This window comes from Burkholderia reimsis (assembly GCF_003294055.1).
GTDB classification, from domain to species: Bacteria; Pseudomonadota; Gammaproteobacteria; order Burkholderiales; family Burkholderiaceae; genus Burkholderia; species Burkholderia cepacia.
On the sequence record NZ_QMFZ01000027.1, the window covers coordinates 56,892 to 70,010 of the forward strand.

Genomic DNA, 13,119 nt, shown 5'->3' on the forward strand with positions numbered 1-13,119 from the left:
GCTATCATTTCGATCTAACGCCCCGCAAACGCAAGGTCAGTCATGGACACCCAACAACGTATCAAGCAAATCGTCGACGAAAACCAGGTCGTGCTCTTCATGAAGGGCAACGCGCAATTCCCGATGTGCGGCTTTTCGGGCCGCGCCATCCAGGTGCTGAAGGCCTGCGGCGTCGATCAGTTCAAGACGGTCAACGTGCTCGAAGACGACGAGATCCGCCAGGGCATCAAGGAATTCTCGAACTGGCCGACCATCCCGCAGCTCTATGTGAAGGGCGAATTCATCGGCGGCTCGGACATCATGATGGAGATGTACCAGTCGGGCGAACTGCAGCAACTGTTCGCCGCCGCGTAATACGCCCCGCCCCCTTTTCGATGGCATCTCCCAGCGCGCCGCCACGCCGACTGATCGTCGCGATCACCGGCGCCACCGGCGCGATCTACGGCGTACGGCTGCTCGACCTGCTGCGCGCCGCCGGCGGCGTCGAAACGCACCTGCTGATTTCGAACGCCGGCTGGCTCAACATCCAGCACGAATTGAAGCTGTCGAAGGCCGAAATCGAAAGCCGTGCGGACGTCGTGCACTCGGTGCGCGACGTCGGCGCGACGATCGCATCGGGGTCGTTCGCGACCGACGGGATGGTGATCGCGCCCTGCTCGATGAAGACGCTCGCGAGCGTCGCGCACGGGCTGTCCGACAACCTGATCACGCGCGCGGCCGACGTCACGTTGAAGGAGCGCCGCCGCCTCGTGCTGATGGTGCGCGAAACGCCGTTCAACCTCGCGCATCTGCGCAACATGACCGCCGTGACCGAAATGGGCGGCATCGTCTTCCCGCCGCTACCCGCGTTCTACGCGATGCCGAAGACGATCGAGGAGCTCGTCGACCAGACCGTCACCCGCGTGCTCGACCTGTTCGCGCTCAGTGCACCGATGACGACGCCGTGGGCCGGCATCCGGCCGGCGCAGTAAGCCGCTCGCCGCGGCGCTTCTGTGCCGTTCTTCGCGCATCTTCGCCGATTCACCTGCCTTCCGTGCTGAATCGACCACCTCGAGCCCCCGTCCGCCCTCGAGTTCGTGAAATCGGCCCGATTATCAACCAATACGACTCAATCAAATTCCGCGCGACGGATTTATCAATACCCGGTGCGCGCCTATAGTCACAGGCAAATCCCTTTGCAGGCCACCACCATGAACCGCTTGCCTTCGCTCTACCTGTCCCACGGCGCCCCGACGCTGCCGATCGACCCGACGCTGCCGTCCGGCGCGTTCACCCACCTTGGCGCCGAATTGCCGCGCCCGCGCGCGGTACTGATGCTGTCCGCGCACTGGGGCACGCAGCGTCCCGTCGCCAGCGTCGCCGCGCATCCCGAAACGATCCACGACTTCTACGGCTTTCCGCAGGCGCTGTACGACATCCGCTACCCGGCGCCCGGCGCGCCCGACGTCGCCGAGCGCGCGGCCGGACTGCTGAATGCGGCCGGCATCGCCACCGCGACGACCGAGCACGGCCTCGACCACGGCGCGTGGGTACCGATGCTGCTGATGTTCCCGGAAGCCGACGTGCCGGTGGCACAGCTGTCGATCCAGCCGCGCGCGGATGCGGCGCACCACTTCGCGCTCGGCCGCGCGCTGCGACCGCTGCGCGACGAAGGCGTGATGGTGATCGGCTCCGGCCAGATCACGCACAACCTGCGCGCCGCCGATTTCGGTGCGGCACCGGAAGATGCGGACCCGCGCGTCGCGGAATTCACCGACTGGTTCGAGGCGAAGCTGGCCGCGCGCGACGTCGACGCGCTGCTCGACTACCGTCGGCAGGCGCCGCATGCCGCGCTGATGCATCCGACCGACGAGCATCTGCTGCCGGTGTTCACGGCGCTCGGCGCGGCGGACGACGACTACCAGCTTGGCATCCAGTCGCTCGGTACGTACCAGCGCGTGCTCGCGATGACGAACTACGTGTTCGCGAGCGCGGCCGCCTGAGCGTCGCGCGACAACCGTCGACCGCCAATAAAAAGCCCGCCCGAGCGATGCTCGGGCGGGCTTTTTTTCCGCTGCTGGCTGCCGCCGCCGAATCCGGCGACAGGTCACGCGTCAGGCACCGACCCCCTCGAGGATCTCGTCGTGCGATTCACGCTCGTCGAGATACTGGGTCCGGTAGCCGGTATTCACGCCCCAGAAGTAGAACACCAGCGAGATTGCGGCGACGATCAGCATGTCCCAGCCGTACGGCAGCACGCCGTAACCGCCGAACTCCTTGCTGCCGATCAGCGACAGCACGGCCATCGTCGGCAGGTACGCGACCAGCCACCATGCGGCCTTCAGGTCGGCACCCCAGCCGGTCCAGCCCGACTTCGCCTGGAAGTAGAAGTACACCGGCAGCGCGACGATCATCAGCAGGATGATCTCGCCCGTCAGCGGCCACTTCGCCCAGTAGAGGATCAGCGACGCGCAGACGAACGCGAACGGCGCGATCAGCTTCATCAGCGGAATCGACAGCGGACGCTCGATGTCGGTCGCCGAGCGGCGCAGCGCCATCAGGCTGATCGGGCCGGTCAGGTACGAGATCACCGTCGCGACCGAGATCACCGCCGCGAGCGAGCTCCAGCCGCGGAAGAAGAACAGGAAGATGAACGAGACCAGCAGGTTGAACCACATCGCCTGGCGCGGCACGCCGTAGAGCGGGTGCACGTTGCCGAACATCTTCGGCATCGTGTTGTTGCGCTCCATCGCGTAGATCATGCGGGTGGTGGTCGCCATGTACGTCGTGCCGGTGCCGCTCGGGCTGACGAACGCGTCGACGTACAGCAGGATCGCGAGCCAGTTCAGGTTCAGTGCGATCGCCAGTTCGGCGAACGGCGACTTGAAGTTGAAGTGCGACCAGCCCTGCGCGACGTCAGCCGGATTCACCGAGCCGATGTACGCCATCTGCAGCAGTACGTAGATCACGAGCGCGATCAGGATCGACGTGATCACCGCGAACGGCACGCTGCGCGACGGGTTGCGCGCCTCGCCCGCGAGGTTCACCGGGCTCTGGAAGCCGTTGAACGCGAACACGATGCCGCTCGTCGCGACCGCGGTCAGCACCGCCGACCAGCCGTACGGCGCAAAGCTTGCATTGGATGCGGTGCCGAGGTTTTCCGGATGGTAGCTCGTCAGCATCAGGCCGAGGATCGTGAGGCCGGGGATCAGGAACTTGAAGATCGTGATCGTGGTGTTCGCCCGGGCAAACGCCTTCACGCCCCAGTAGTTCAGCAAGAAGTAGATGACGACCAGCACGGCCGACAACAGCAGGCCGGGTGTCGTCAGCTCGCCGTTCACGAACAGCGCATGCGCCCACGGATACGGCCACGTGCTCATGTACTGGATCGACGCTTCAGCCTCGATCGGGATCACGGATACGATCGCGATCCAGTTCGCCCACGCGCTGATGAAACCGACCAGCGAGCCATGCGAGTAGCGCGCGTAGCGCACCATGCCGCCCGACTCGGGGAACATCGCACCCAATTCCGCATACGTCAGTGCAATCGCGAGAATCACGACCGCGCCGATGATCCATGCGCAGATCGCTGCCGGACCGGCGATCTTTGCGGCTTTCCAGGCGCCGAACAGCCAGCCCGAGCCGATAATCGAACCCAGCCCCGTCAGCATCAATGCAAACGGGCCGATGTTCCGTTGAATAGAACTCTTCACATCCTCTCCTGTGTCTCAAAAAGCATGGTCGGCCCGCGGTCCGGGATCGGCTCGGACTGCACCGCGCACGCATTCTTGGGGGGACGCGTCACCCGATCAGGGCAACCCGTCCGCGCGGCGCGTAGTTTAACGGTTGCACCTCGGGCGTGGCGCCAAAATCGTTCGGCCCCTACAAAAAATTCGCATCGTTTGCAAGCTTTGTAAACCTGATCTCCGCAATAACCCTGAGTCCATGGAAATACGGTTGACCACGCGGGTGATAAGCCGTATAAAGGACTTCGCAGGATTTCAAGTGGCGAGTGAATTGGTTCTTTCGTAGTTCGCCCATCAACGGTACTCCGGTTGGTCCTATTACCCCTTCCTTGATTTTCCGCACACCATGGGCTTCGGCCCCGTTTTATCTTTTTAGGAACAAGTAACATGGCAACCGGTACCGTCAAGTGGTTCAATGACGCAAAGGGCTTCGGCTTCATCACCCCGGAAGGCGGCGGCGACGATCTGTTCGCGCACTTCTCGGAAATCCGCGTCGAAGGCTTCAAGACGCTGCAAGAAAACCAGAAGGTTGAATTCGAAGTGAAGACGGGCCCGAAGGGTCTGCAAGCTGCGAACATCCGTCCGGTCTAAGCTTGGCGCGATAATTCGTGTAAAAAAAGCCCCGCTTCGGCGGGGCTTTTTGTTTTTCGGCGACGGTCGCCCGGCCTGACGGCCTTTCAGCCGCCCGCATTCAGCCGAACAATCGCTGCGCGTGAATGCCGAGCCCCGTCGCGACACTCGCGAGGCGGTCGCCGAACACCGGCTGCGCATCCGGGAACGCACCTGCGAGCGCCCCCGACAGGAACGCGAGCCCCGTCGAGCCGCCGGTGAAATACAGTGCGCCGACATCGCGCGGCGCGACACCCGCAAGCCGCACCGTCTCGCGCGCGGCTTCGACGATGCGGGCGGTGTCGTCGTGGCTCGCATCGACGAGGCGCTCGGCATCGAACGCGATCTGCAGATCCTCTTCCACGTCGTTCAGATCGATCATCGTCTCCCCGCCCGCCGCGACGCCGATCTTCGCTTCCTCCGCGCGCGCCATCAACGCATGCCCGAGCCGCTGCTCGACCACGGTCGTGAGCCGGTCGTACTGCTGCACATCGCGGTACAGGTGCTTCATCAGCTTCAGCTCGCCGAGCCGCTTCGGCGTGTAGACCGTGTTGATCAGGTGCCAGGTCGCGAGATCGAAGTAGATCTTGTTCGGCAGCTCGCGCCCTTCGGGATCGAGCGAACGGTAGCCGAATGCGGGCAGGATCGCGGCCAGCTCGACACGCCGGTCGTAGTCGGTACCCGCGACGTGCACGCCGTGGTGGGCCAGCACGTCGTCCTTGCGCTCGAGCCGCGCCATCCGCTCGGGCCCGACGCGCACCAGCGAGAAGTCGGACGTGCCGCCGCCGATGTCGGCAACGAGCACGAGGCGCTCCGCCTGCTGACGCGATTCGTAGTCGAACGCGGCCGCGATCGGTTCGTACTGGAATTGAACGTCCGTGAAGCCGACCGATCGCGCGGCAGCCTCGAGCTGGTCCTGTGCAAGGCGGTCGGCGCGCGGATCGTCGTCGACGAAGAACACGGGCCGGCCGAGCACCGCACGACCGATTGGCGCAGCCGCGCGGGTTTCGGCCTTGCGCTTCAGGTGCGTCAGGAAGCGCGCGATGATGTCGGTGTACGCGATCGCGCTGCCGTCGCCGAGATCGGTCGTCGTTTCCGCGAGCGGCGAGCCGAGAATGCTCTTCATCGAGCGCATCAGCCGGCCGTCGAAACCGTCGATGTAGGAAGCCAGCGCCGCACGGCCGTATTCGACCGTCTCCTCGTCGTTGTTGAAGAAGATCGCGGTGGGCAGCGTCAGGTGGTCGCCCTCGACGGGCGCGAGGCGCATGCCATCGCCGTCGGGCAGCGCCACGGCGGAATTGGACGTGCCGAAATCGATCGCGCAGTAAGTCATGGGAAATTGCCGCAGCAGGGCCGGCGCGAAAACGGAAAGGACGGGCTTTTTAACATGAAGCCCGCGGGATCACAACCGGGGCCGGCCACCGGTGCCGCGCAGCGGGCCCCGGTGGCGACGGCGCGCAGACGGGCGCGCCGGGAAGACAGGCGGACGGGACGCGCGACGCAGCCCCCTCCAGGCGGGTCAGGCCGCCGCGTCGAAGCCCTTCTTCCACGCACCCGCATAGACGACCTCGCCGATCGCATGACGCGTGCGCGGCGCCTTCTCGCGATCGCGCAGCACGGGATCGAGCTTGTCGACGTTGCCGTAGTGACCGAGCGAGATGATCGCCGGAATCGCGACGTCGGCCGGGATCTCAAACGCGTCGCGGAACGCCTTCGCGTCGAAGCCGCTCATCTGGTGGGCGGCCAGGCCCAGCGCGTGCGCCTGCAGCACCAGCGACATCGCGGCGGCGCCCGCGTCGTACAGCGCGGTCGGTGCCGGTTCCCCCTTCGGCGTGAGCGTATGCGCGGTCACGGCGATCAGCACGGGCGCCGGCGCATTCCAGCCCTGGTTGAACGGCACCAGCGTCGCGAACGCGCGCTTGAATGCGTCTTCGTCCTGCGTGCGGTCGAATACGATGAAGCGCCACGGCTGCGCGTTGTACGCAGACGGTGCCCAGCGGGCAGCCTCGAGCACCGCGTGCAGATCGCCGGCGCTGACGGGTTCATCCGAATACGCGCGCGGGCTCCAGCGGCCCGCGATCAGATCGTGAATCGAAACAGTGGTGGGAGCAGGTTTGACGGACATGCGGATCCTCGCTGACATCGATGAAGGGGCGCGAACGCCTGGCGAACCGCAAGCATACCCGCTTGAGCCGATCCGCGCCCGATCCTGCCGCGCTATGCAAATCTCCGTGCGTGCAATGGCCGGCCGCCCGCCGCGCGGGCCGGCCGGACTGCCGGCTTGCCGCGATCAGGCCGCCTGCGCAGCCGCGCGCGACGGGCCGCGGTTGATGCGCAGCACGATCAGCGCGCCGACGATGCAGAGCCCGCCCGAAATCATCGACGCGATCGTGTAGGTGCCGAGGCTCGCGCGCAGCAGCCCCGCGCCGAGCGCCGCGAACGCCGCGCCGAGCTGGTGGCCGGCGACGATCCAGCCGAACACGACCGGCGCCGCGGCCTTGCCGAACACGTCGGTCGCGAGGCGCACGGTCGGCGGCACGGTCGCGATCCAGTCGAGCCCGTAGAACATCGCGAACAGCGGCAGCCCGAAGAAATCGATCCCGAACGCGTGCGGCAGGTAGATCAGCGACAGCCCGCGCAGCCCGTAGTACCAGAACAGCAGCACGCGATTGTCGTAGCGGTCGGACAGCCAGCCCGACAGCGTCGTGCCGAACAGGTCGAACACGCCCATCGCCGCGAGCAGCGATGCGCCCTGCACTTCCGTCATCCCGTAGTCGCTGCACATCGCGATCAGGTGCGTGCCGACGTAACCGTTGGTGCTTGCGCCGCAAATGAAGAAGCTGAAGAACAGCAGCCAGAAATCGCGCGAGCGGCTCGCCGTCAGCAGCGTACGGAACGCGACCGCCAGCGGGTTCTCCTTGGTCGCATCGGGCGCGGGCGGCGCATCGGCCGGCTCGCCGTAAGGGCGCAGCTGCACGTCGGCCGGCCGCTCGGGCAACAGGAACGCAACGAGCGGAATCACGATCGCGGCCGCCACCGCGACGACAAGCACGACCGGCCGCCAGCCATGGCGCTGCGCGATCGCCGCGAGCATCGGCAGGAACACGAGCTGGCCGGTGGCCGTGCTCGCGGTCAGGATCCCCATCACGAGGCCGCGCCGCGCATGGAACCAGCGCGTGACGAAGGTCGCGGACAGCGTCAGCGCGACGACACCCGTCGAGCAGCCGACCATCAGGCCCCAGATCACGACCATCTGCCAGCTCTGCGTCATCATCGACGACAGCGCGACGCCCGCGCACATCGTCACGAGCGCGGTGAGGATGGTCGGGCGCAGCCCGAAGCGCTGCATCGCGGCGGCCGCGAACGGGCCGGTCAGGCCATACAACGCGATGTTCACCGAGATCGCCAGCGAAATCGCCGCGCGGCTCCAGCCGAGCTCGCGTTCGAGCGGCACCATCAGCACGCTCGGCGTCGCGCGCGTGCCGGCGGCCGCCAGCAGGATCAGGAATACCACCGCCGCCGCGAGCCATCCGTAGTGGAAGCGCCCGCCGATTCGTGTCACCGCCCAGTTCATCTTCGCGTTCTCCAGTTGGCGGCGCCGGCACCTCCGCGCCCGCTCCGCCTCACCCAGCCAGGCCACCTCCGCCGCACGCTGCATCGGCTGACCCGGGCCGACGCTTGGCATTTGTCTGTCGATCCGGTCGGCATTGTTACCGACCGGTCACAAGTGTGTTGCGATCGTAGTGACCAATCGGTAACATGTCAAGCAATCCAATATGCAGTCGAGGGTCATCATGTCGGGCATCGAGATCGCCAAGCCGCCGGCGCGCCGTACGCGCCGGCCGATCGACGGCGCCACCGCGCAGGAGCACCTGCTGCGCGCCGCCGAGGAGCTGTTTTACAGGGAAGGCGTTCGGACGGTGGGCGTCGAGGCGGTCGTGGAACGCGCGGGCGTCAACAAGATGAGCCTGTATCGGCAGTTCTCGTCGAAGGACGACCTGATCCTCGCGTATCTGGAGCGGATGGATGCGTGTTTCTTCGAACGTCTCGACACAAGCACCGCGAAGCATCCGGGCCAGCCGAAGGCGCAACTGATCCAGTATTTCGTCGACCTGGCCGAGCGCGCGACGCAGAAGGACTATCGCGGCTGCCCGTTCGTCAACGTCGCGGCGGAGTTTCCGGATGCATCGCACCCGGCGCGCGAGCGCGTCGCGCAGAACAAGGAACAGTTGATGAAGCGGCTCGTCGCGCTATGCGAAGGCGCCGGCGCGCGGCAACCGCAGGCGCTCGCCGATGCGCTCGCGTTGGTGATCGAGGGTATCTACGCGGCGAGCCAGACCTACCGGCACGGCGAAACGCCGATCGGCACCGCACCCGCGCTCGTCACGCAATTGATCGAAGCCGCGTGCGCGTGACGGGCCGCGCGCGTCCGCACCCTGCGCGCCCGCTACAATGCGGCCCTCGCCGCCCTTCCTCCCGACTGGTTTCACGATGACCGACACCCGCCCCGAATCGCACGACGACATCCTCGCCGCCACGCGGCACTGGCTCGCGCGCGCGGTGATCGGGCTCAATCTGTGCCCGTTCGCGAAAAGCGTCTACGTGAAGGAACAGGTGCGCTACGCGATCAGCGAAGCGACGACGCTCGAAGACGCGCTCGCCGAACTCGAAACGGAACTGCGCGCGCTCGACGCGGCCGACCCGCAGCAGGTCGACACGACGCTATTGATCTTCCCGGATGCGTTCGCCGACTTCGTCGACTACAACGATGCGCTGTTCTTTGCCGACCGCCTGGTGCGGCAACTGCGGCTCGACGGCGTGCTGCAGATCGCGAGCTTCCATCCGCACTACCGGTTCGAAGGCAGCGAGCCCGACGACATCGAGAACTACACGAACCGCGCGCCGTATCCGATCCTGCACCTGCTGCGCGAGGACAGCATCGCGCGCGCTGTCGACGCGTTCCCGGACGCGTCCGCGATCTACGAAAGGAATCAGGAAACTCTGCGCCGCCTCGGCCACGACGGCTGGCGCGAATGGATGCGCCGGCCGGGCGACGACGTCTGACGCGGCGTGCAACGTGCGGCGTGCAACGTGCGCCGCGCCGCGCGCCGCCGCCCGCCCGTGCTTCAGCCTTCAGCCGGCTCCGCGACCTCGCCGCCCGCCGCCGCGGCTTCCGGCACGAAGAAACGTGCGTTCAGCTCGGCAAGCCCGAACATCCCCAGGATCTCGTTCAGCCGCTCCCCGGGCCGACGACGCGGCAGGTTCTTGTACTGCGCGATGATCAGCTCGTTCTTCATCGAATGCTCCCAGCCGACCAGCTCGGTCACGCTGACCTGGTAGCCGTGCGCTTCGAGCTGCAGGCAGCGCAGCACGTTGGTGATCTGGCTGCCGAATTCGCGCGTATGCAGCGGATGCCGCCACACTTCCGTCAGCGCGTTCGCGAGCGATTTGCCCTTGTTCTTGCGCAGCACGCCCGCGACTTCCGCCTGGCAGCACGGCACGAGCACGATGTGCTGCGCGCGCTTCGCGAGTGCGAAGCGGATCGCGTCGTCGGTCGCCGTGTCGCACGCATGCAGCGCGGTGACGACGTCGACCGTTTCGGGCAGCTTCGGCGACGTGATCGAATCGGCGACCGACAGGTTCAGGAACGACATGCCGCCGAACCCGAGCCGCGCGGCCAGCTCGGCCGAACGCGTGACCAGTTCCTCGCGGGTCTCGATCCCGTACACGTGCGACGCAAATGCCGCCGTGCCGTGCCCCGGCTGCTGCTTGAAGAACAGGTCGTACAGGATGAAGCCGAGATACGACTTGCCGGCGCCATGATCGACGAGCGTCACGCTGCCACGGTCGGCCTGCACGCCGGCAAGCAGCGGCTCGATGAACTGGAACAGGTGATAGACCTGTTTCAGCTTGCGGCGGCTGTCCTGGTTCAGCTTCCCGTCGCGGGTGAGGATGTGCAGTTCCTTCAGCAGTTCGACGGACTGCTCCGGGCGGATTTCGTGGGTCTTGTTCGACATCGTGATGCGGCGCCGGGCCACGGTCGGCAGACCACGGCCCGGCGGCGGGAATTCGTGAGGAATGGCGATAGTTTACCGAAAATGCGCGGTCAGGCTCGTGCGCCGAGCCGCCAGAGCGACGTGACCTCGGCGCGGCGTGCCGCATGCAGCGGATCGTCGGCGTCGGTGGACTTCGGGTGTGCGGGGCGGATGTCTTCGCGGCCGAGCACGACGAGGCCGGCTTCGTCGATCCACTGCAGCAGGGTGTCGCGCGGCCGCAGGCCGAGATGTTCGGCGAAATCGGACAGGATCAGCCAGCCTTCGCCGCCTGGCTCGAGATGGTCGGCGAGCCCCGCGAGGAAACCGCGCAGCATGCGGCTGTCCGGATCGTAGACCGCGTATTCGATCGGTGCACTCGGACGGGCCGGCACCCATGGCGGGTTGCAGACGACGAGCGGTGCGCGGCCGGCCGGAAACAGATCCGCCTCGACGACCTCGACGCGGCCCGCGTGGCCCAGCCGCTCGACGTTCTCGCGCGCACAGGCGAGCGCCCGCGGATCCTGATCGGTCGCGACGATGCGCTCGACGCCGCGCGACGCCAGCACGGCCGCGAGCACGCCGGTGCCCGTGCCGATGTCGAACGCGAGCGACGTCGCCGGCAGCGGCGCGCGCGCGACGAGTTCGACGTATTCGCCGCGTACCGGCGAGAACACGCCGTAGTGCGGATGAATCGGCGCGCCGTCCAGCGCCGGGATCGGCACACCCTTCTTGCGCCATTCGTGCGCGCCGACGAGGCCGAGCAGCTCGCGCAGCGACACGACCGACGGTTCGCCGCCCGGGCCGTACGCTTCCTCGCATGCGGCGCGTACGTCGGGCGCGCGGCGCAGCGGGATCGTGTAGTCGGCATCGAGCGGGATCAGCAGCATCCCGAGCGTGCGGGCACGCTGCGATTGCGCAAGACGATGCAGGTTGAATGCGTCGACGCCCACCGCGGCCTTCGCCTTCTTCGGCTTGCGCTCGACGCGGCGCGCCATCGCCTGCACGAGCTGGCGCGCATTCTGGAAGTCGCCCTGCCAGACGAGTGCGGTGCCCTCGCAGGCCAGGCGGTACGCCGCGTCGGCGGTGAGACGGTCGTCGGCGGGCACCGCGCGCTTCGGCGGCTGCACGCCGGCTTCGGAGCGCCAGCGCGCGGCATGTTCGGCGCCGTCGGCGTCGGTCCAGTGGAAAACGGGGAAATCGGTCACGCGAGCTCGGCTACGGTTGGCTTCAGACAGGCGGCGCTACAGGCGTGCGCCGCGCGGACCACACCATACCGCGCTTTGCCCGCGCGGCAAAGCGCGGGCGACGGCCCCGACTGCCACCCGCGCGATGCCCGCGGCGTATTGGCGCTATCGGGCCGGTCAGCTCTGGTCGTCGAGCGCGGCATCCGGCGCGTTCTGCTTGACCGACGCGATGCCGTTCTCGCGGCTCGCTTCGGCCTTGTACAGCTCGCTCGTGCCGATGATCTCGTGATTGCCGGCCTTCAGGTTGAACATGAACTGGCCGTTGCTCGCGGTCTTGCGCTCGTAGCGCGCGTCGTCCGGCGCGTTCTTGCGCACCGACGCGACGCCGTTTTCCGCCGACGCCTTGGTCTTGTACAGCTCGCTGCGCAGAATGATCTCGCCGTTGGCGGCCTTCAGGTGGAACAGGAACTGCCCGTCGCTCGCTTTCTTGATGACGAATTTCGCTGCCATGGTGCCCTCTCGAAAAAGTCGCCCGGCCCTCCGGACTGAGGCAGTCTAAACGCGATTGACGCGCAAAACGTAAGGCATTCGAAGCCCGATCGTCAGGAATCGTCAGACGGCGCCGCGATCGCGACGCTTCGTCCGGCCCGGCATCGTCTACCCGCCCCACCCGGGCGTCGCCGGCATGCGCAGCGTGCCCGCATCGCTGAAGCGCACGGTGCCGAGCACGCCGCCCGCGAGCCGGCCGCGCAGCGCATACGGCAACTCGCCGCTGGCAGCCGCGCCGGGCAGGTTCCACGCCTGCCGGGCGGCGGCGAACGCCGACACGGAAACCGGCACGTCGAGCACGGCCTCGCCGAAGCGCGGCACGACGCCCGAGCGGTCGCTCACGCCGCTCGCGAACGGCGTGCCGTTCAGGTCGAGCGCCACCGAGATGCCGTCGTATTCGATCGGCGTGTCGTTCGGGTTCTGCACGCGCAGCTTCAGGTTGAAACGCATCTCGAGGCCCTGCCCGACGAGCGGGTCGAGCCCGGCGACCGACACGCGCACGGAATCGCGCGTGAGCCCCGCACAGCCGCCGAGCAGGAGCACGGCGGCGAACAGCAGCAGCACGACGCGCAGCGCCGCGATTCGGAACAGGGTTCGTGGCATGGGGGCCTCCTCGCGGCAATCGGTGAGCGGATCGTCGCTGCATTGTACCGAGTGCGCCCCCGCACACCGGATTTCGTAGTTTTCGCGGCCACGCCGGATCGTTAATAGATTAAAACTACGAAAATACCAGCCAAACGGAAAGCGCATTAATGCTTTCCAGCATTCAATGAAGCGCGGCGAATTCAATAGATGCAATTTCTAAATTTTTCGTTTCCTTTACCTAAAACCATCAAGTATATTTACGCATCCTTCGAGCAAGCCGACAAAGCTTGAAGCCGCATGACGGCGATTTTACGGAACGGCGACACGCCTTCCGGCCATCCTGCGGCCCGGCCCGGCCAGCCCCGTAGGTCGTCGGTTCAAGGGAATCGCGCGCCCGCGCAGGGCGTGCAGCTCCGTGTCGTGCGCGCGAAA

At 66.7% G+C, this 13,119-nt stretch carries 14 protein-coding genes; 6 read left to right on the forward strand and 8 right to left on the reverse strand.

What is annotated here, in order from left to right; translation table 11 throughout:
- Positions 1 to 42: 42 nt before the first annotated feature.
- From grxD to DPV79_RS27340, 3 genes are all read left to right on the forward strand, one after another.
- A complete protein-coding gene (gene grxD, locus DPV79_RS27330) occupies positions 43 to 354 on the forward strand; it encodes a Grx4 family monothiol glutaredoxin (RefSeq protein ID WP_021161789.1) in 312 nt (103 codons plus the stop codon).
- A gap of 20 nt (positions 355 to 374) precedes the next feature.
- Positions 375 to 971 carry a UbiX family flavin prenyltransferase gene (locus DPV79_RS27335; protein WP_048023612.1) on the forward strand — a complete coding sequence of 199 codons (597 nt, stop codon included), beginning with the start codon at positions 375 to 377 and terminating at the stop codon, positions 969 to 971.
- Positions 972 to 1,190: 219 nt separating this feature from the next.
- Entirely contained in the window at positions 1,191 to 1,982 is a 792-nt protein-coding gene (locus DPV79_RS27340; protein WP_042976606.1) for a DODA-type extradiol aromatic ring-opening family dioxygenase, read from the forward strand.
- Positions 1,983 to 2,093: 111 nt separating this feature from the next.
- Here the strand turns inward: DPV79_RS27340 and DPV79_RS27345 are convergent, their stop codons facing one another.
- Complete coding sequence (locus DPV79_RS27345) at positions 2,094 to 3,692, reverse strand: APC family permease (protein WP_021161792.1); 1,599 nt, start codon at positions 3,690 to 3,692, stop codon at positions 2,094 to 2,096.
- A 420-nt stretch (positions 3,693 to 4,112) separates the two neighbouring features.
- Here DPV79_RS27345 and DPV79_RS27355 point away from each other — a divergent pair, with 420 nt between their 5' ends.
- Positions 4,113 to 4,316, forward strand: a complete 204-nt coding sequence (locus DPV79_RS27355; RefSeq protein ID WP_006477070.1) for a cold-shock protein — start codon at positions 4,113 to 4,115, stop codon at positions 4,314 to 4,316.
- 100 nt (positions 4,317 to 4,416) lie between these two features.
- On the opposite strand, the gene DPV79_RS27360 is transcribed toward DPV79_RS27355, so the two are convergent.
- The 3 genes from DPV79_RS27360 to DPV79_RS27370 all read right to left on the reverse strand — a co-directional run bounded on the left by DPV79_RS27360 (position 4,417) and on the right by DPV79_RS27370 (position 7,908).
- Positions 4,417 to 5,667 (reverse strand): Hsp70 family protein, encoded by a 1,251-nt coding sequence (locus DPV79_RS27360; RefSeq protein ID WP_113046965.1) that lies wholly within the window; start codon positions 5,665 to 5,667, stop codon positions 4,417 to 4,419.
- 186 nt (positions 5,668 to 5,853) lie between these two features.
- Positions 5,854 to 6,459 carry a nitroreductase family protein gene (locus DPV79_RS27365; protein WP_059688458.1) on the reverse strand — a complete coding sequence of 202 codons (606 nt, stop codon included), beginning with the start codon at positions 6,457 to 6,459 and terminating at the stop codon, positions 5,854 to 5,856.
- A 165-nt stretch (positions 6,460 to 6,624) separates the two neighbouring features.
- A complete protein-coding gene (locus DPV79_RS27370; protein ID WP_059688481.1) occupies positions 6,625 to 7,908 on the reverse strand; it encodes an MFS transporter in 1,284 nt (427 codons plus the stop codon).
- 220 nt (positions 7,909 to 8,128) lie between these two features.
- Here DPV79_RS27370 and DPV79_RS27380 point away from each other — a divergent pair, with 220 nt between their 5' ends.
- Both DPV79_RS27380 and DPV79_RS27385 read left to right on the forward strand, forming a co-directional pair.
- Positions 8,129 to 8,749, forward strand: coding sequence for a TetR/AcrR family transcriptional regulator (locus DPV79_RS27380; protein ID WP_021161797.1), 621 nt, complete (start codon positions 8,129 to 8,131; stop codon positions 8,747 to 8,749).
- Positions 8,750 to 8,825: 76 nt separating this feature from the next.
- Positions 8,826 to 9,398: a DUF1415 domain-containing protein gene (locus DPV79_RS27385; protein ID WP_048023616.1), complete on the forward strand. Its 573-nt coding sequence runs from the start codon at positions 8,826 to 8,828 to the stop codon at positions 9,396 to 9,398.
- 62 nt (positions 9,399 to 9,460) lie between these two features.
- Here DPV79_RS27385 and DPV79_RS27390 read toward each other — a convergent pair whose 3' ends face one another.
- From DPV79_RS27390 to DPV79_RS27405, 4 genes are all read right to left on the reverse strand, one after another.
- Entirely contained in the window at positions 9,461 to 10,351 is an 891-nt protein-coding gene (locus DPV79_RS27390) for a class I SAM-dependent methyltransferase (protein ID WP_021161799.1), read from the reverse strand.
- 89 nt (positions 10,352 to 10,440) lie between these two features.
- Entirely contained in the window at positions 10,441 to 11,574 is a 1,134-nt protein-coding gene (locus DPV79_RS27395) for a methyltransferase (protein ID WP_113046966.1), read from the reverse strand.
- Between the two features lie 156 nt (positions 11,575 to 11,730).
- Positions 11,731 to 12,063 (reverse strand): YegP family protein, encoded by a 333-nt coding sequence (locus DPV79_RS27400; protein WP_027788501.1) that lies wholly within the window; start codon positions 12,061 to 12,063, stop codon positions 11,731 to 11,733.
- A gap of 147 nt (positions 12,064 to 12,210) precedes the next feature.
- Complete coding sequence (locus DPV79_RS27405) at positions 12,211 to 12,705, reverse strand: LEA/WHy family protein (protein WP_113046967.1); 495 nt, start codon at positions 12,703 to 12,705, stop codon at positions 12,211 to 12,213.
- Positions 12,706 to 13,119: the final 414 nt, after the last annotated feature.